This is a genomic window from Phenylobacterium sp. GW823-FHT02A09 (genome assembly GCF_058797775.1).
On record NZ_JBXAJZ010000006.1, the window covers coordinates 1 to 17,229 of the forward strand.

A 17,229-nucleotide genomic window follows, 5' to 3' on the forward strand; every position below is an offset into this window, starting at 1 on the left:
GGCCGCGGCTGCTCCGGCCGCCGCAGCGCCGGCCCCGACCTCCACGCCCGCCGCGCCCGCCGCGGCGCCGGCCGCGAAATGAGCCTAGGACATAGTAAGATGGCACAAGCCGCAGCTCACGATCATCACGACGAAGCCGAACATAAGCCAGGCTTCATCGCTCGCTGGTTCTTCTCCACGAACCACAAGGACATCGGCACCCTCTACCTGCTGTTCGCCATCATGGCGGGCCTGGTCGGCGGCGCCCTCTCGGGCCTGATCCGCTGGGAGCTCGCTGAACCGGGCATCCAGATCTTCAAGGAAGGCTCCTCGATCCAACTGTTCGGGCTCGTTGAGCAGTCGAAGCACGGCTACAACGCCGTGGTCACCGCGCACGCCCTGATCATGATCTTCTTCATGGTCATGCCGGCCATGATCGGCGGCTTCGGCAACTGGTTCGTGCCGCTGATGATCGGCGCGCCGGACATGGCCTTCCCGCGGATGAACAACATCTCGTTCTGGCTGCTGGTGGCCGCCTGGATCCTGCTGCTGGTCTCGATGTTCGTCGACGGCGGCCCGGGTAAGGGCTTCGGCGGCGGCTGGACGGCTTATCCGCCGCTCTCGACCAGCGGTCACGCCGGTCCGTCGATGGACGCCGCCATCCTGGCGCTCCACCTCGCCGGCGCCTCGTCCATCCTGGGCGCGATCAACTTCATCACCACGATCTTCAACATGCGCGCGCCGGGCATGACCCTGCACCGTATGCCGCTGTTCGTGTGGTCGGTGCTGGTCACCGTCTTCCTGCTGCTGCTCTCGCTGCCGGTTCTGGCTGGCGCGATCACCATGCTGCTGACCGACCGGAACTTTAACACCCACTTCTTCGATGCGGCCGGCGGCGGCGACCCCGTCATGTACCAGCACCTGTTCTGGTTCTTCGGTCACCCGGAAGTGTACATCCTGATCCTGCCGGGCTTCGGCATCATCAGCCACATCGTCTCGACCTTCTCGCGTAAGCCGGTGTTCGGTTACCTGGCCATGGCCTACGCCATGGTGGCCATCGGCTTCATCGGCTTCGTCGTGTGGGCCCACCACATGTACACCGTGGGCATGAGCATCAATCTGCGCGCCTACTTCGTGGCCGCCACGATGGTCATCGCGGTGCCGACTGGCGTGAAGATCTTCTCCTGGATCGCCACGATGTGGGGCGGCTCCATCGACTTCAAGACCCCGATGCTCTGGGCGATGGGCTTCATCTTCCTGTTCACCGTGGGCGGCGTCACCGGCGTGGTCCTGGCGAACGCCGGCATCGACTACACCCTGCATGACACCTATTACGTGGTCGCGCACTTCCACTACGTGCTGTCGCTGGGCGCCGTCTTCGCGATCTTCGCGGGCTTCTACTACTGGTTCGAGAAGATCTTCGGCGTGAAGTACCGCGAGTGGCTCGGCCAGCTGCACTTCTGGATCATGTTCGTCGGCGTGAACCTGATCTTCTTCCCGCAGCACTTCCTCGGCCTGCAAGGCATGCCGCGCCGCTACATCGACTATCCGGAAGCGTTCACGCTCTGGAACCACGTGTCTTCGGTCGGCTACCTGGTGACCCTGGTTGCGGTCGGCGTGTTCCTGATCGTGCTGATCGACGCGATGATCTTCCGCCGCAAGGCTGAAGCCAATCCGTGGGGCGAAGGCGCCACGACGCTGGAGTGGACCCTGTCCTCGCCGCCGCCGTTCCACCAGTTCAACGAACTGCCGGTGGTCAAGCCGGACCTCCACTAGGTCCGGCTCCCCAAAGACCTCTGTGGGGCGCGGGCTGGGACATTCCAGCGCGCGCCCTTCGGTCGTTTTGAGAGTATTGTGATGGCCATGTCGCCAGCCGTTCCACGCTCCAGCGCACCCCCGCGGTGGCAGGACTATGTCCAGCTGCTGAAGCCGCGGGTCATGTCGCTGGTGATCTTCACCGCCATTACCGGGCTGGTCTGCGCCAACGCGCCGATCAATCCGGTGTTGGGCGCCGTCGCCATTTTCTGCATCGCCGTCGGGGCGGGCGCATCTGCCGCATTCAACATGTGGTACGACGCCGACATCGACGCCAAGATGCGGCGCACGCGCGCGCGGCCGGTGCCGGCCGGCAAGGTGCAGGGCGCCGACGCCCTGGCGATGGGCGTCGTCCTGTCGCTGTTCTCGGTGATGCTGCTGGGGATGACCACCAACTGGCTGGCGGCGGGCCTGCTGGCCTTCACCATCTTCTTCTACGCCGTCGTCTACACGATGTGGCTGAAGCGCTCGACGCCGCAGAACATCGTCATCGGCGGTCTCGCCGGCGCGCTGCCGCCGGTGATCGGCTGGGCCGCGGCGACCGGAACGGCGCCGCTGAACGCCTGGCTGCTCTGCGCCATTATCTTCATGTGGACGCCGCCGCACTTCTGGGCGCTGTCGCTCTACACGAGCGAGGACTACCAGAAGGCCGGGGTGCCGATGATGCCGGTCACGGCCGGCGCGGCCTCCACCCGCAAGCAGATCCTGATCTACAGCCTGCTGTTCGTGCCGCTGTGCATCGTTCCGGCCTTTACCGGCCTGGGCGGCATGACCTACCTGGCCGTCGCGGCCCTGGGCGGCCTGGTCTTCCTCATGCTCGCCTGGCGCGTCTTCCGCAGCCGGGCCGGCGAGACCGGCGGCCAGCGCAACGACGACGGCCTCTATGACGTGAAGGCCAGCTCGAAGGACGCGCGCAACCTGTTCGCGTTCTCGATCCTCTACCTGACCCTTCTGTTCGCCACCCTGCTGGCCGAGCACCTGCTCGACCTGCCTGTCGTCGGAGTATTCTAGTGAGCGAGCCCACCCCCGATCCGACCGTCGAAGCCCGCGCCCGCCGCGGCCGCAACATCGCATTGGCGCTGGGCCTGGTCCTGTTCGTCGTCCTGGTCTTTGTGGTGACCGTCGTGCGTCTGGGAGGCAGCGTTGCCCACCGGCCCTTCTAAGCCCGAGCTTTCGCCCCTTCAGAAGCGCAACCGCAAGGTCGCCCTGATCGCCGCCGGCGGCTTCGTGGCCATGGTCGGCGCGGCTTTCGCCTCGGTGCCGCTCTACAAGGCCTTCTGCCAGGTCACCGGCTTCGACGGCACCGTGCGCAAGGCCGAGGCCGCGCCGGACAAGACGCTCGACCGCAAGCTGACGATTCGCTTCGACGCCAACATCCGCGAGCTGCCCTGGACCTTCACCGCCGAGCAGGTGACCCAGGAGGTCAAGATCGGCCAGACGGGTCTCGCCTTCTTCAAGGTCACCAACAACAGCGACCAGCCGCAGACCGGCCGCGCGATCTACAACGTCGTGCCCGAATCGGCCGGCGCGTATTTCCAGAAGCTCGAGTGCTTCTGCTTCTCGGATCAGACGATTCCGCCGAAGACGACCATCGAATTCCCGGTCGTCTACTTCGTCGATCCGAAGTTCGCGGACGACTTCGAGACCAAGGGCAAGGGCGAAGTGACCTTGTCGTACACCTTCTTCCCGTCCGTGGAGGCCGCGCGCGCCGAGAAGCGCGCCGACGCCACGGCGGCAAAGCACTCTTCCGCCCTTGGCGTACCGGCCAAGGCGGGGCTATAGCACACGCGAATTGTCATTCGCCGGCCCGAGAGAGGGGCTGGCGTCTGTAGGATCTGAGAGGGGTTAGGACCGAAATGGCCCACGGCGAAGTTAAGCACGACTATCACCTGCTGCCGCCCAGCCCGTGGCCGTTGGTCGGATCGCTGTCCGCGACGGTCATGGCGATCGGCGGCGTGATCTGGATGAAGGGCCTGTTCGGCCTGCCCCAGCACTTCCCGTGGGTGTTTTTCGCCGGCCTCGCTGGCGTGCTGTACACGATGTACGGCTGGTGGTCGGACGTGATCAAGGAATCGAAGGCGGGCGACCACACCCCCGTCGTGTCGATCGGCCTGCGCTACGGCATGATCATGTTCATCGCTTCCGAAGTGATGTTCTTCGTCGCCTGGTTCTGGATCTTCTTCGAAATGGCCCTGTTCCACGGCCACCGGACCCTCTCCTCGATCGAGGAAGTCCGTCTGGCCTGGGCCACCTGGCCGCCGGCCGGCATCGAGACGGTTCCGGCCTGGAACCTGCCGCTGCTGAACACCCTGATCCTGCTGCTCTCGGGCACCACCGTCACCTGGGCGCACCACGCGCTGCAGCAAGGCGACCGCAAGGGCACCAAGATCGGCCTGATGCTGACCATCGGCCTCGGCGCGATCTTCACCATGGTGCAGGTCTACGAGTACCACCACATCCTCGAGCACAAGTACTTCTTCGGCGGCGAGGGCGCGGAGCACTCGGGCCTGTACGGTTCGTCGTTCTTCATGGCGACCGGCTTCCACGGCTTCCACGTCCTCATCGGGACGATCTTCCTGGCCGTCTGCCTGATCCGCCTGCTGCGTGGCGGCATGAGCCCGCAGAAGCACTTCGGCTTCGAAGCCGCCGCCTGGTACTGGCACTTCGTCGACGTCGTCTGGCTCTTCCTGTTCGCCTTCATCTACGTGGTGTTCGGCGGGGCGGGCCACTAAGGCCCGCCGATATGGACAGCCCCAATCCGCTGATGGCGGGCCTTCGCGGCCGCTGCCCGAACTGTGGAGAGGGGCGTCTGTTCCTAGGCTTCCTGACCGTAGCCCCCGCCTGCGAGCGGTGCGGCTACGATCTGGCCAAGGCGGACTCTGGAGATGGTCCCGCGGTCTTCGTGATCCTGATCGCGGGCTTCCTCTGCGCCTTCGCCCTGCTCTTCACAGAGCTGACGTTCTCGCCCCCGATCTGGGTGCACTTCGTCATCTTCCTCCCCCTGACGCTTCTCGTGTGCCTTGGCCTGCTGCGCCCGCTGAAGGGCCTGATGTTGGCCGCCCAGTTCGCCAACAAGGCATCGGAAGCCCGCCATGACTGATCGCGCTCAGCGCTTCCCGATCGGCCTGACGGTGGCGACGGCGATCTCGCTCGCCATCCTCATCGGCCTGGGCAGCTGGCAGTTGCAGCGTCTCCACTGGAAGGAAGCCCTGCTCGCCCGCGTCGCCGCCCTGCAGGCGGCCCCCGCCACCAGCGGCGAAGCGGCGCTGGAGCGGATGGCCGCCGGCGCTGATCTCGATTTCGCCCGCGTCCGGCTCGTATGTCCGGGCCTCGCCAGCGCGCCCTTTCTCGAGCTGTATTCGGTCCGCGAGGGCAAGGCCGGTTCGCGGCTGATCTCCGCCTGCCGCGTCGCCGGCGGTCGTTACCGGAGCATCCTCGTCGATCGCGGCTTCGTGCGCGACGATGTCTCGGCCCGCCCGCGGGTCAACGTCTCGGACCTGGCCCCCGTCGAGGTGGTCGGCGTGCTGCGCGTTCCCGAGGCCGGCAACCGCTTCAGCCCCGCCAACGATGCGGCCGGCAATCGCTGGTACGTCCGCGACGTCGCCGCCATGGCCCAGGCGCTGAGCGTCGACGCTCCGGCGCCGCTCTTCCTGATGGCCGAGACCTCGTCGAACCCCGATTGGCCGGCGCTCAATCCGGCCCCGCTGCCGGCGGAAATCTCCAACCGTCACCTAGAATACGCCCTGACCTGGTTCGGCCTTGCCGCCGCCCTGGTCGGCGTCTATGCCGCCATGCTCTGGCGGAAACGGAAGTCTTGATGCGGTACGTCTCTACGCGGGGGCAGTCGCCCTCGGTCGGCTTTGTCGATGCGGTCCTGGCGGGCCTGGCTCCGGACGGCGGGCTCTATGTCCCGCAGGAGTGGCCGAGCTTCACGCGCGATGAGATCGCCGCTTTCGCCGGCCGGCCCTACGCCGAGGTCGCCGCCGCGGTGCTGGCCAAGTTCGTCGGCGACGAGATCGACCGCGAGACCCTGGCCGAGATGTGCGCCGAGGCCTATGCCAGCTTCACTCACGCGGCGGTCGTGCCGGTGCGCCAGATCGCGCCGGGCGGCTTCATCGCCGAGCTGTTCCATGGCCCCAGCCTGGCCTTCAAGGACGTGGCCATGCAACTGCTGGCCCGCCTGTCGGACCACGTACTGGGCCAGCAGAAGCGCACCCAGACCATTCTCTGTGCGACCTCGGGCGACACCGGCGGCGCTGCCGTCGAGGCGTTCCGCGGCCGCGGCAACACCAAGATCGTCGTGATGTTCCCGGACGGCCGGATCTCCGAGGTCCAGCGCCGCTTCATGACCACGGCCGAGGAAGCCAACGTCCGCTGCGTGGCCGTGGACGGCGACTTCGACGACTGCCAGGCGATCCTCAAGTCCTCGCTGTCGGACGCCTCGCTGAAGCAGTCGGTGGGCCTGTCGGCGGTCAACTCGATCAACTTCGCCCGCATCGTCGCCCAGAGCGTCTACTACTTCACCGCCGCCGTGGCCGTGGGGGCCCCGCACCGCCCGGTGTCGTTCGCCGTGCCGTCGGGCAACTTCGGCGACGGCTTCGCCGGCTACGTCGCCAAGCGCATGGGCCTGACGATCGACCGCATCATCGTGGCGACCAACTCCAACGACATCCTGGCTCGCGCCTTCGAGGACGGCCGCTACGTCCGCGGCGTCACCGCCCCGACCCAGTCGCCGGCCATGGACATTCAGTCGGCCTCGAACTTCGAGCGCCTCTACTTCGAGTGCGTGCGCCGCGACGGCGTCGAGACCGCCCGCGCCTTCGCCGCCTTCGCCGAGACCGGCGGCGTCGACATTCCGCCCCAGGCGCTGGCCGCCATGCGCGAGACCTTCACTGGCGTCACGGTCGGCGAGGGCGACACCACCCGCACCATCGTCGCCACCCTGCGCGAGACCGGCGAAATGATCGATCCGCACACCGCCGTCGGCGTGTCGGGCATGCAGCGCGCCCGCGGCGTCACCACCGCGCCGATCGTGGTGCTGTCCACGGCCCACCCGGCCAAGTTCCCGGAAACCGTCGAGGCCGCCACCGGCGAAACCCCGGTGATGCCCCGCACCGCGGCGCATCTGGCCGGCAAGCCCGAACGTTTCGATCGCCTGCCGGCTGACGCCGAGACCATCAAGGCCTATGTCAGGGCCTTTGCGGAAGGCTGAGGCTCTGCCCAACATCCATACCCTGAAGAACGGGGTCCGGGTCGTCTGCGACCCGATCGCCGGTCTTGAGACCCTGGCGCTGTCGGTCGTCGCCGGCCGCGGCGCGCGTTCCGAGGACGAGGCCCGCTCGGGCTGGTCGCACCTGCTCGAACATATGGTGTTCAAGGGCGCAGGCGATCGTTCGGCCCGTGACATCGTTGAGGTGATCGAGGCCGAAGGCGGCCAGATCAACGCCGCCACCGGCTATGAGCGCACCAGCTTCCAGATCCGCGCTCTGAAGGGCGGGCTGGACCTCGGCAGCGCCGTGATCGCCGACCTCGTCCAGCGCCCGACCATGGACACCGGCGACCTAGCCCGGGAGATCCAGGTCGTTGGCCAGGAGATCGCCGAGGCCGCCGACACTCCGGACGACCATGTCTTCGAGATGGCCCAGGACGCGGCGTTCAACGGCCAGCCGTTGGGACGCCCCATCCTCGGCACCGACGAGTCCATCGGCCGCGCCTCGCCGGCGACGCTCGCGGCTTGGCGCAGCGAGCTCTACGCCCCCGACGCCCTGGTGATCTGCGCGTCCGGGGCGGTCGACGAGGATGAACTGCTGGCCCTGGCCGAGCGCGACTTCGGCGGCGCGGCCGGGCAGGGCGCCAGCGAGCCGGCCCCAGCCGCGTTCGTCGGCGGCGTGCGGACCACGCCCAAGGCGCTGGAGCAGGCCAATCTGGTCTTCCTGCTGCCGGCCGTCGGCGTGCGCAGCGAGGCGTACTTCGCCCTGCGGCTCTATGCCGAAATCCTTGGGGGCGGCATGGCCTCGCGGCTGTTCCAGGAGGCGCGCGAGAAGCGCGGCCTGGCCTATGCGGTCGACGCCTATTCCGAAACCTATGCCGACACCGGCGTGCTCGGCGTCTTCGCGGGCTGCGCGGCCAAGGACGCCGTCGAGCTGGCCAAGGTGGCGGCCGAGGAGATCAAGGGTATGGCCGCCGGCGTGGAGGGCGCTGAGCTGGCCCGCGCCAAGGCGCAACTGAAGGCCTCGATGTTCATGGCGCGGGAGCAGCCGCTGTCGCGGGCCGAACAGGCCGCCGCCCAGGTGCTGCTGTTCGACCGCACCTTGCCGCCGGCCGAACTCGCCGCGCAGATCGACGCTGTCGAGGCCGCCGACATCGCCCGCCTCGGCGCGCAGATGCTCGCGCCGGGCGCGGCGGCCGCGAGCATCCTCGGGCCCAAGGGCGCTATGAAGGCCGGAGAAGCGTTCCAGCGGGCGCTGTTCGGCTAGCGGCTCGACGGCTTCAGTCGGTCTTGACGGATTTCCCGCATCCCGCGACGTTCCGGGCATGGCCCTGTTGGACTGGATCGCGCCGGAAAGCGGCCTTCGCATCGAAGGCGACGGCGTGCGCCTGCGCCCGCCGCGTGCGGCCGACTTCGCCGAGTGGCGCGAACTGCGGACCCAGTCGAAGGATTTCCTGCAGCCGTGGGAGCCGACCTGGCCGGCAGATGACCTGACCCGTGCGGCCTTCCGCCGCAGGCTCACCGCCTATGCGCGTGATCGCGAGGCCGGAACGGCCTATCCGTTCTTCGTCTTCCGGACGAGCGACGACGCCCTGACCGGCGGCATCACGCTGTCCAATGTCCGGCGCGGCGTCGCCCAGATGGGATCGATCGGATACTGGTGCGGCCAACCCTTTGCCCGGCAAGGGCAAACGCTCGGCGCCGTGCGCGCCCTGACCGTCTTCGCCTTCCGCACGCTGGCCCTGCACCGCCTCGAAGCGGCCTGCCTGCCCAGCAACGAGCCGTCGCGGCGGCTCCTCAACCGTGCCGGGTTTCGCGAAGAAGGTCTCGCCCAGGCTTATCTGAAAATTAACGGCGTCTGGCGAGATCATGTGCTGTTCGGCCTTGTCTCCCCATTGCGGGCGCACGAGGGCCCGGACGAAGGAGTGTCTGTTTAGCGCTCGGCTGTCGTGGGCCGATCCGCTCTGCGGCGCGTTGGCCAGAAATGTCTTGAGACGATGCCGAACGATCGTTGGAGCTGGGACGCAACCGCGACCTTGGAGGCGCTAGGCGCCGCCGATGTGGCCCTGTGGCTCTGGGAACCTGAAAAGGATCGCCTGCACCTGACCGGCGCCTCGCGCGCGCTGGGCCTGGGTCCGCTGGCGCCTGAATGCTCGTCCGCCGCCATGCGCGCCCTGGCGCTGCCGCCCGACCGGGCGCTGGCCGAAGATGTGCTGCGCATCCAGGAGCCGGGCACCGAGATCTCCGTTCGCCTGCGCATGCGCGGCGGCGGCGTCTGCATCTGGCGTGGGGTCTGGCTGGAAGAGGGCTTGCGCGCCGCCGGCGTCGTCGCGCCCGAGGCCAAGTTCGCGGCCTCCGACCAGGACGGCCTGACCGGCCTGCTCGACCGCAAGAGTTTCGTCGCCCGCGCCCGCGAACGTCTGGCCCATGCCGGCCAGCACGAACTGGTGGTGGCCGACCTCGACCGCCTGCGCCGCCTGAACGAGGCGTTGGGCCACGAACGCGCCGACCTGGTGCTGGCCGCGCTCGGCTCGCGGCTGGCCGCGGCCTTCCCGCCGCACGCCCTTCTGGCGCGGGTCGGCGAAGACGAATTCGCCGTGCTGACGACCGTCAGCGAGCTGCCCGCCGCCGAGACCCTGCGCCAGGCGCTGGAGCAGCCGCTGCGCGTCGCCGGCTTCGACATCCACCCCACCCTATCGATCGGCGCTGTCGAGGCGACCGGCGGCGAGGACGCTCCGGAAGCCGCCGAGCTGCTGCGGCGCGCCGAACTGGCCGTCGAGGCCGCCAAGAGCGGCGGACGCGGCGGCGCGGCCGCCTATGGCCGCAGCCTGGAAAGCGACGGGCTTTCGAGGCTGGCTCTGGAAAGCGACCTGCGCGGGGCACTGGGCCGCAACGAGATCGTGCCGTTCTATCAGCCGATCGTGCGGCTCTCGACCGGGGCGCTGTCCGGCTTCGAGGCCCTGGTCCGCTGGCGCCACCCGCGCCGCGGCCTGCTGACCCCCGACCAGTTCCTGCCGCTCTGCGAGGAAATGGGCCTGATGAGCGAGCTTGGCGCGCTGATGATGCGCCAGGCCGGCTCCCAGCTCGCCCGCTGGCGGCTCGACCACCGCGCCGCCGGCGAACTGACCGTGGCGGTGAACCTCTCGACCGGCGAAATCGACCGCCCCGACCTGATTTCCGACGTCCTGGACATCCGCCGCGAGACCGGGCTGCCGCCTGGCGCCTTGAAGCTGGAAGTCACCGAAGGCGACGTCATGCGCGATCCGGACCGCGCGGCGATCATCCTGCACAAGCTGCGCGAGGCCGGGGCCGCCCTGGCGCTCGACGACTTCGGCACCGGTTTCTCGTCGCTCAGCTACCTGACCCGCCTGCCGTTCGACACCCTGAAGATCGACCGCTACTTCGTGCGCACCATGGCCACCAACGAGGGCTCGGCGAAGATCGTCTCGTCCGTGGTCAAGCTTGGCCAGGACCTGTCGCTCGAGGTCGTCGCCGAGGGCGTCGAGAACGCCCAGATGGCCCGCCAGCTGCTCTCGCTGGGCTGCGACTACGGCCAGGGCTTCGGCTATGCGCCGGCGCTCTCCCCGCAGGAAGCCGAGGTCTATCTCAACGAAAGCTATGTCGACGGCGCCGCGCCGGTGAAGGCGCGCGGCTAGGCCTGTCCGGCCGTCGAGGACAGCAGCCGCGGATCGACCCCGATCTTGGCCAGCGCGTGCGACCACTTATTGGCGTGGTCGGCGCCGAAGATCAGCGTCTCGTCGGGGTCGCACGTCAGCCAGACATTGTCGCGCAGCTCGCGTTCCAGCTGGCCCGGACCCCAACCGGCGTAGCCGAGCGCCAGGGTGGACCGCCGCGGCGGTTCGCCGTGACCGGCGATCGCTTCCAGCACCTCGCGCGTGGCGGTGAGGGCGACGCCGTCGCCGACGTGCAGGCTGTGCTCACCGGCCATGTAGTCGTCGGTGTGCAGGACGAAGCCGCGCTCACGATCCACCGGCCCGCCGAGCAGCACCAGTTCGGCCGGGAGCTCGATGGTGGGCTTGACGTCCAGCCGGCCCAGCAGGTCGGGCAGGGTCAGCCCTTCGACCGGCCGGTTCACGGCGATGCCCATCGCATGGCTCTCGTCGTGCGCGCAGATGAGCACCAAGGCGCGCTCGAAGCGCGGGTCGCCGATGCCGGGCATGGCGATCAGCATCTTGCCTGAAAGGAATTCGCCGTCTCCCATGCGTCGAATGTGACGCTGATCGCGGCGCTTTCAAGTCTTCGCGTTACACAAGGCCGTTGATGCCTGCGCCAAGCTCGCTATCTGGTGGGGCTGAGCTGATCAGGGAGACAGATCATGACCATCAAAGTCGGCGACAAGCTGCCCGCCGCCACCTTTTCCGCCGGGACCGCCGAAGGTCCCAAGCCGATGACGACGGACGACATCTTCGCCGGCAAGAAGGTCGCGCTGTTCGCGGTGCCCGGCGCCTTTACCCCGACCTGCTCGGCCCGCCACCTGCCGGGCTTCAAGGATCACGTGGCCGACTTCAAGGCCAAGGGCGTGGACGTCATCGCCTGCGTGTCGGTCAACGACGCCTTCGTCATGAAGGCCTGGGGCGAAAGCCAGTCGGTGCTGGGCGACATCCTGATGCTGGGCGACGGCAACGGCGACTTCACCAAGGCGCTGGGCCTGGAGATGGACGGCTCGAAGTTCGGCATGGGCCTGCGCTCGCAACGCTACTCGATGATCGTCGAGGACGGCGTCGTGAAGGAGCTCAACGTCGAAGCCCCGGGCGAGTTCAAGGTCTCGGCCGCCGACTACATGCTGGCCCAGCTCTAGGTCAGACGCCCAAAGCTTCCGCGCCGACGGCTTCGTAGTCGTCGGCGCCTTCCATCACGCCCGCGGCCAGGCCCGGGGCCTGGGCCAGGACCTGGCTGGCGAACACCCGGGCCAGGGCCGGCTTGCTCTTGCTCCAGGCGTCGTCGCCGCCGGCCACGGCCTGGGCCTGGCGCGCCAGCATCCACCCGCCGATGACGTCGCCGGCCAGTTTCAGATAGGGCGTGGCGCCGGCCAGGGCGTTGGGGCCCTTGTTCTGCAGCACCCAGTCGGTGGCGCGTTCCAGCGCCGCCACCCCGGCTTCGAGATGGGCCGCGACGCCGCCGAGCGCCGGATCGCCCTGCAGCGCCTGGGCCGTCTCGTGCATTTCGGCGCACAGCGCGTCCATCACCGCACCGTCCTGCATGGCGACCTTGCGGCCGATCAGGTCGATGGCCTGGATGCCGTTGGTGCCTTCGTAGATCGGGGCGATGCGGGCGTCGCGATAGTGCTGGGCCGCGCCGGTCTCCTCGATGAAGCCCATGCCGCCGTGCACCTGGACGCCCATCGAGGCGACCTCGACGCCGACGTCGGTAGACCAGGCCTTGGCGATCGGGGTCAGCAGCTCCTGGCGGGCCTTGGCAGTGGCGCGTTCGGCCTCGCTGGAGGCCAGGCGGGCCTGGTCGGCCAGCACGCCGGTGGTCATGCAGATGCCGCGCGCGGCCTCGATCTTGGCCTTCATCAGCAGCAGCGAGCGGCGCACGTCGGGGTGGCCGTAGAGCGGGGCGGGGACCTCGGCCGACCAGACGGCGCGGCCCTGCTTGCGCTCCTGGGCGAAGGCCAGGGCCTGCTGGAAGGCGCGCTCGGCGATGCCGACGCCCTGGACCCCGACCTGCAGCCGGGCGGCGTTCATCATGACGAACATATGGGCGATGCCGTTGTTGATCTCGCCGACCAGCTCGGCCTTGGCGCCCTCGAACAGCATCACGCAGGTGGGCGAGCCGTGGATGCCCAGCTTGTGCTCGATCGAGCCGGCGCGCAGGTCGTTGGCGACGCCGAGCGAGCCGTCGTCCAGCACCTCGCGCTTGGTGGCCAGGAACAGCGAGATGCCCTTCACGCCGGGCGGGGAGTCCGGCAGGCGGGCCAGCACCAGGTGGCAGATGTTATCGGCGGCGTCGTGGTCGCCCCAGGTGATGAAGATCTTCTGGCCGTAGAGGCGATAGCCGCCGTTCCCATCGGGCTCGGCGCGGGTGGTGACGGCGGCGAGGTCCGAGCCGGCCTGCGGCTCGGTGAGGTTCATCGTCCCGGTCCATTCGCCCGAGACCAGCTTGGGCAGCACCAGCGCCTTCTGGCGTTCGGTGCCATGCAGGTCGAGCGCCTCGATCGCGCCTTGGGTCAGCATCGGGCAGAGGCCGAAGGCCATGTTCGAGGCGTGGACCATCTCGAACACCGCCAGCTCCATGGCCTTGGTCAGGCCCTGGCCGCCGTGCCCGGGGTCGGCCGACAGCGAGTTCCAGCCGCCGGCGACGAAGGCCTGGTAGGCGTCGGCGAAGCCGGGCGCGGCGATCACCGTGCCGTTCTCGTAGCGCGCGCCGACCTGGTCGCCCTTGCGATTCAGCGGCGCGAGCTGCTCTTCGGTGAAGGCGCCGGCGGCCTCCAGCACGGCGGCGACCGTATCGTCATCGAGATCGGCAAAGGCGCCGGACACCAGCCCCGGATGGCCGGCGATCTGCAGCGAAAGGGCGAGGTCACGGACGGGCGCGCGGTAGGACATGCTGAACTCCGATATGTCAGGCGTTCTTTAGGGGAGGCGCGGCGGCGCTCCAAGCGCCAACGAGTTGCAAAATGCAAGTTGGCGGCTGCGCAAGGGGTTGAGCGGCCGATTTCGGCCGCCCGCGGCGTCGGCGCCGACGACCCAGCGCTGCTGTTGCGGCGGGCGAAACGGTGCGTTGCGGGTCGCGGCGGCGCGCAGGCCTAGCCAGATCGGCCGACCGAAGCCCATATGTGAACCTGGAACGTAACTGCGCCTTAGCGGCAGGTTTTCGCGGACGCCGTCCACGAACCTGCCGGATCGACGCAACGCGTCCGCAGTCGCGTCGAGTGCAGAGTAGATCGCCCATGCCCAAGCCCGCCCAGGCGCGCAGCCACTACAGCGCCGTCGCCATCGTCCTGCACTGGCTGATCGCCGCGGCGATCGTGTTCCAGGTCATCATCGCCTGGCGGATGGGCGGCGGCCGGACGCCGGAGGGCTTCGCGCTCGTCCAGCTCCACAAGTCGATCGGGATCACCGTCCTGCTGCTCAGCCTGGCGCGGCTCGCCTGGCGGCTGACCCACCGGCCGCCGCCGCTGCCGGCCGGCATGGCGACCTGGGAGAAGGCGCTGGCGAAGGTCGCGCATGTCGGGCTCTACGTGATCATGATCGGCCTGCCGATCACCGGTTGGATCATGGTCTCGGCGAGCCGGATCCAGGTGCCGACCCTGCTCTACGGCGTCGTGCCGTGGCCGCACGTGCCGGGGCTGGCGCACCTGGCCGAGCCGGCCAAGAGCGCCTGGCACGCCTTTGGAGAGACCGGCCACGAGGTGCTGGCCTGGGGCGCCTATGTCCTGGTGGCGCTGCACGTGGCCGGAGCGCTGAAGCATCAGCTGTTCAGCAAGGACGAGCCGGTGCTCGCGCACATGGCGCCCGGCGCCAAGCCCGGCGCCTGGTTCGACCTGCGGCTGATCGGCATCGTGGTCGCCGCCCTGGCCGTGATCGGCGCCGGCTACGCCGTCCGGCCCGCGCCGCCGGCCAGCAAGCCGCTGCCGCCCCCGCCGCAAGTCGTCGAAGAGGCGCCGATCGAAGCGCCGCAAGCCGCTGCGCCGGCGGTCGTCGAAACCGCGCCCGCCGCCGAGACGCCGGCCGAGGCCGCCGCGCCGTCGGCCTGGAAGGTCAATGCCGGCTCGACCCTCGGCTTCGCCACCGCCTGGGGCGGATCGGCAATCGAGGGCCGCTTCGACCGCTGGACAGCCGACATCCTGTTCAGCCCCGAGGCGCTCGACAAATCCAAGGTCAGCGTCAGCATCGACCTAGCCTCGGCGGTGTCGGGCGATGCGCAGCGCGACGACTCCATGCAGGGCGCCGACTGGTTCGACACCGCCAGCCACGCCAAGGCGACCTTCGCCGCCACGCGCTTCGAGAAGACCGGCGAGAACCGCTATGTCGCCATCGGGACGTTGACCCTGCGCGGCGTCAGCAAGCCGCTGCGGCTGCCGTTCACGCTCAAGATCGAGGGCGACAAGGCGCGCGTCAGCGGTGTAACGACCCTGGACCGTACGGCCTTTGGCGTCGGACAGGGCGAGTGGAAGAGCACCGATCAAATCCCGGCCGAGGTGAAGGTCAGCGTCAACCTGACGGCGACGCGGCGCTAGAGGCCGCCGTCGCAGCGCTGCGCGCGGGCCAGCTGGTCATCCTGCCGACCGAGACGGTGTACGGCCTGGCCGGCGACGCCGGCGATCCGCAGGCCGTCGCCGCGATCTTCGAGGCCAAGGGCCGGCCGAGCTTCAACCCGCTGATCTCGCACGTCGCCGACCTGGCCGGCGCGGAGAAGATCGCCCTTTTTGATGACCGCGCCCGCGCCCTGGCCGAGGCGTTCTGGCCAGGCCCCCTGACCCTGGTGCTGCCGGTCGCCGACACCGAGGCGGTCAGCGAGCTGGCCCGCGCCGGGCTCGACACCGTGGCGGTGCGCGCGCCGGCCCATCCGCTGGCCCGCGCGCTGCTGGCGCGGTTCGGCGGGCCGGTGGTGGCGCCCTCGGCCAACCGCTCGGGGCGGCCCAGCCCGACCAACTACGCCGACGCCATGGAGGAGACGGGGGACAAGGTCGCCGCCGCGCTCGATGGGGGGCCCTGCGAGGTCGGCCTGGAGTCGACCGTGGTCTCGCTGCTCGACCAGCCGCGGCTGCTGCGGCCCGGCTCGGTGACCCGCGCCGAGATCGAGGCGGTGATCGGCCCGCTGGCCGAGGCGGAGGCCGACGCCAAGCGCTCGCCCGGCCGGCTGGCTCGCCACTATTCGCCCAAGGCCCCGGTGCGCCTGAACGTCGCCCAGCCCGAGCCGGGGGAGGCGTACCTCGCCTTCGGGCCCGGCGAGCACCGCTGGAACCTCAGCCCGACCGGCGACCTGCGCGAGGCCGCCGCCCGCCTGTTCGCCTATCTCCGCGACGCCGACCGCACCGCGCCCAGCGCCATCGCCGTCGCCCCGATCCCGCACGAGGGCCTGGGCGAGGCGATCAACGACCGCCTGAAACGCGCGGCGGGGTTCGTCGGGTAGGGACTAGGCGGTGGGCACCGTGCCGCCGTCGATCACGTACTCCGTTCCGGTGATGGTCGCGGCGCGGTCGGAGGCCAGGAAGGCGATCAGGCTCGCGACCTCTTCCGGTTTGGACGGGCGACCGATGGGAATGCCGCCCAGCGAGTCCATGATCAGCTGCTTGCCGTGCGCGAGATCGCCTCCGGTTTGCGCCGCAAGACGCTCCGCCAGCGCTACAGAGGCCTCGGTTTCGATCCAGCCCGGCGAGACGCGCACGACGCGCACGCCCTTGGGCGAGACTTCCTTCGAGAGGCTCTTGCTGTAGGTGGAGAGCGCGGCCTTGGCGGCGGCGTAAGCTGTCGTCGCCTCTGGAAGCGGAAGTTGGCGCTGTATGGACGTCACGTGGACGATCACCCCGCGCCCCTGCGCCACCATCGCCGGCAACAGTTCACGATCGAGGCGGACAGCGGCCATCAGATTCAGGTCGAGCTCCCTGGTCCAGTCGTCGTCGCTCAAGGCTGCAAAGCCGCCGGCGGGCGCCGACGAGCCGCCCAGCATGTGTACGACGATGTCGACCGAGCCCATGCGCTGACGCGCGGCGGCGGCCAGATCGCGACAACCGGTCGGGGTCGTCAGGTCGGCCGCCACGAACTCGGATTCGGCCAGCGCGTCCGGGCGGGAGCGGGCGGACGTCAAGACCTGCGCGCCGAGCTCGCGAAACAGCGCCACCGTCGCCGCCCCGGCCCCGCGGGTGCCGGAGGTGATCAAGGCGCGCTTGCCCTGGAGGCTGAGGAACGGGTTCACAACCCGATCTCCAGCCGCGAGATCTGGTCCGCCTCGATGGCGAACGTGAACCGCAGCGTCGTTGGACTGCCCGGGAAATCGCCGGTCGCGGTCGCCAGGACCTCCGCGCCGTCGGCGAGTGCCTTCATCTCGAAAGGCTCCAGCACGGCGCGATACTTGGCCTTGGTGTCGCGCCACCAGGCCTCGATGGCCGCGCGGCCGGCATGGGTGCGTCCCTCGTCGTGAACCGCGGCGTCCGGCGCGAAGGCCTGGATGAGGGCCTCGACGGCGCCGGTCGTGTCCGCGTCGAAGTAGGTCTGGATCGGTGGGGGTAGGCGCATCGCGGCTCGTCCTTCTGCTGGCTT

At 69.3% G+C, this 17,229-nt stretch carries 18 protein-coding genes; 14 read left to right on the forward strand and 4 right to left on the reverse strand.

Features of this window, described 5'->3' with window-relative positions; all coding sequences use genetic code 11:
- The first annotated feature begins 99 nt into the window (after positions 1–99).
- From ctaD to AC1Q87_RS21080, 11 genes are all read left to right on the forward strand, one after another.
- On the forward strand, positions 100–1,755 hold the full coding sequence (gene ctaD / locus AC1Q87_RS21030; protein ID WP_492610899.1) for a cytochrome c oxidase subunit I: 1,656 nt from the start codon (positions 100–102) through the stop codon (positions 1,753–1,755).
- Between the two features lie 81 nt (positions 1,756–1,836).
- Positions 1,837–2,805 (forward strand): heme o synthase, encoded by a 969-nt coding sequence (gene cyoE, locus AC1Q87_RS21035; protein ID WP_492610787.1) that lies wholly within the window; start codon positions 1,837–1,839, stop codon positions 2,803–2,805.
- Positions 2,799–2,957 carry a cytochrome c oxidase system small membrane protein gene (locus AC1Q87_RS21040; protein WP_492610900.1) on the forward strand — a complete coding sequence of 53 codons (159 nt, stop codon included), beginning with the start codon at positions 2,799–2,801 and terminating at the stop codon, positions 2,955–2,957. The genes cyoE and AC1Q87_RS21040 overlap by 7 nt, the downstream gene beginning before the upstream one ends.
- Positions 2,938–3,576: a cytochrome c oxidase assembly protein gene (locus AC1Q87_RS21045; protein ID WP_492610788.1), complete on the forward strand. Its 639-nt coding sequence runs from the start codon at positions 2,938–2,940 to the stop codon at positions 3,574–3,576. Before AC1Q87_RS21040 ends, AC1Q87_RS21045 begins: the two co-directional genes overlap by 20 nt.
- A 74-nt stretch (positions 3,577–3,650) precedes the next feature.
- Positions 3,651–4,526 carry a cytochrome c oxidase subunit 3 gene (locus AC1Q87_RS21050; RefSeq protein ID WP_436062788.1) on the forward strand — a complete coding sequence of 292 codons (876 nt, stop codon included), beginning with the start codon at positions 3,651–3,653 and terminating at the stop codon, positions 4,524–4,526.
- An 11-nt stretch (positions 4,527–4,537) separates the two neighbouring features.
- Positions 4,538–4,894, forward strand: a complete 357-nt coding sequence (locus AC1Q87_RS21055; RefSeq protein WP_492610789.1) for a DUF983 domain-containing protein — start codon at positions 4,538–4,540, stop codon at positions 4,892–4,894.
- The gene (locus AC1Q87_RS21060; RefSeq protein ID WP_492610790.1) at positions 4,887–5,612 is read left to right on the forward strand and encodes an SURF1 family protein; all 726 of its coding nucleotides are present in this window, start codon (positions 4,887–4,889) and stop codon (positions 5,610–5,612) included. Before AC1Q87_RS21055 ends, AC1Q87_RS21060 begins: the two co-directional genes overlap by 8 nt.
- Positions 5,612–7,006, forward strand: a complete 1,395-nt coding sequence (thrC, locus tag AC1Q87_RS21065) for a threonine synthase (protein WP_492610791.1) — start codon at positions 5,612–5,614, stop codon at positions 7,004–7,006. Before AC1Q87_RS21060 ends, thrC begins: the two co-directional genes overlap by 1 nt.
- Positions 6,981–8,270, forward strand: a complete 1,290-nt coding sequence (locus AC1Q87_RS21070; RefSeq protein WP_492610792.1) for a M16 family metallopeptidase — start codon at positions 6,981–6,983, stop codon at positions 8,268–8,270. Before thrC ends, AC1Q87_RS21070 begins: the two co-directional genes overlap by 26 nt.
- 58 nt (positions 8,271–8,328) lie before the next feature.
- Positions 8,329–8,940 (forward strand): GNAT family N-acetyltransferase, encoded by a 612-nt coding sequence (locus AC1Q87_RS21075; RefSeq protein ID WP_492610793.1) that lies wholly within the window; start codon positions 8,329–8,331, stop codon positions 8,938–8,940.
- A 60-nt stretch (positions 8,941–9,000) separates the two neighbouring features.
- A complete protein-coding gene (locus AC1Q87_RS21080) occupies positions 9,001–10,659 on the forward strand; it encodes a putative bifunctional diguanylate cyclase/phosphodiesterase (RefSeq protein WP_492610794.1) in 1,659 nt (552 codons plus the stop codon).
- Here AC1Q87_RS21080 and AC1Q87_RS21085 read toward each other — a convergent pair.
- Positions 10,656–11,225, reverse strand: coding sequence for a YqgE/AlgH family protein (locus tag AC1Q87_RS21085; protein WP_492610795.1), 570 nt, complete (start codon positions 11,223–11,225; stop codon positions 10,656–10,658). The genes AC1Q87_RS21080 and AC1Q87_RS21085 overlap by 4 nt on opposite strands.
- A 114-nt stretch (positions 11,226–11,339) precedes the next feature.
- Between AC1Q87_RS21085 and AC1Q87_RS21090 the strand changes: the two genes are divergently transcribed.
- The gene (locus tag AC1Q87_RS21090) at positions 11,340–11,822 is read left to right on the forward strand and encodes a peroxiredoxin (RefSeq protein ID WP_492610796.1); all 483 of its coding nucleotides are present in this window, start codon (positions 11,340–11,342) and stop codon (positions 11,820–11,822) included.
- 1 nt (position 11,823) lies between these two features.
- Here AC1Q87_RS21090 and AC1Q87_RS21095 read toward each other — a convergent pair whose 3' ends face one another.
- Positions 11,824–13,572, reverse strand: a complete 1,749-nt coding sequence (locus AC1Q87_RS21095) for an acyl-CoA dehydrogenase family protein (protein WP_492610797.1) — start codon at positions 13,570–13,572, stop codon at positions 11,824–11,826.
- A gap of 344 nt (positions 13,573–13,916) precedes the next feature.
- On the opposite strand from AC1Q87_RS21095, the gene AC1Q87_RS21100 reads away from it, so the two are divergent.
- The gene (locus AC1Q87_RS21100; protein WP_492610798.1) at positions 13,917–15,206 is read left to right on the forward strand and encodes a YceI family protein; all 1,290 of its coding nucleotides are present in this window, start codon (positions 13,917–13,919) and stop codon (positions 15,204–15,206) included.
- Complete coding sequence (locus AC1Q87_RS21105; protein WP_492610799.1) at positions 15,137–16,102, forward strand: L-threonylcarbamoyladenylate synthase; 966 nt, start codon at positions 15,137–15,139, stop codon at positions 16,100–16,102. The genes AC1Q87_RS21100 and AC1Q87_RS21105 overlap by 70 nt, the downstream gene beginning before the upstream one ends.
- Positions 16,103–16,105: 3 nt before the next feature.
- On the opposite strand, the gene AC1Q87_RS21110 is transcribed toward AC1Q87_RS21105, so the two are convergent.
- Together AC1Q87_RS21110 and AC1Q87_RS21115 are read right to left on the reverse strand one after the other, a co-directional pair.
- Positions 16,106–16,885 carry an SDR family oxidoreductase gene (locus AC1Q87_RS21110; protein WP_492610800.1) on the reverse strand — a complete coding sequence of 260 codons (780 nt, stop codon included), beginning with the start codon at positions 16,883–16,885 and terminating at the stop codon, positions 16,106–16,108.
- Entirely contained in the window at positions 16,882–17,205 is a 324-nt protein-coding gene (locus AC1Q87_RS21115) for a nuclear transport factor 2 family protein (RefSeq protein WP_492610801.1), read from the reverse strand. Before AC1Q87_RS21115 ends, AC1Q87_RS21110 begins: the two co-directional genes overlap by 4 nt.
- Between the last annotated feature and the right edge of the window lie 24 nt (positions 17,206–17,229).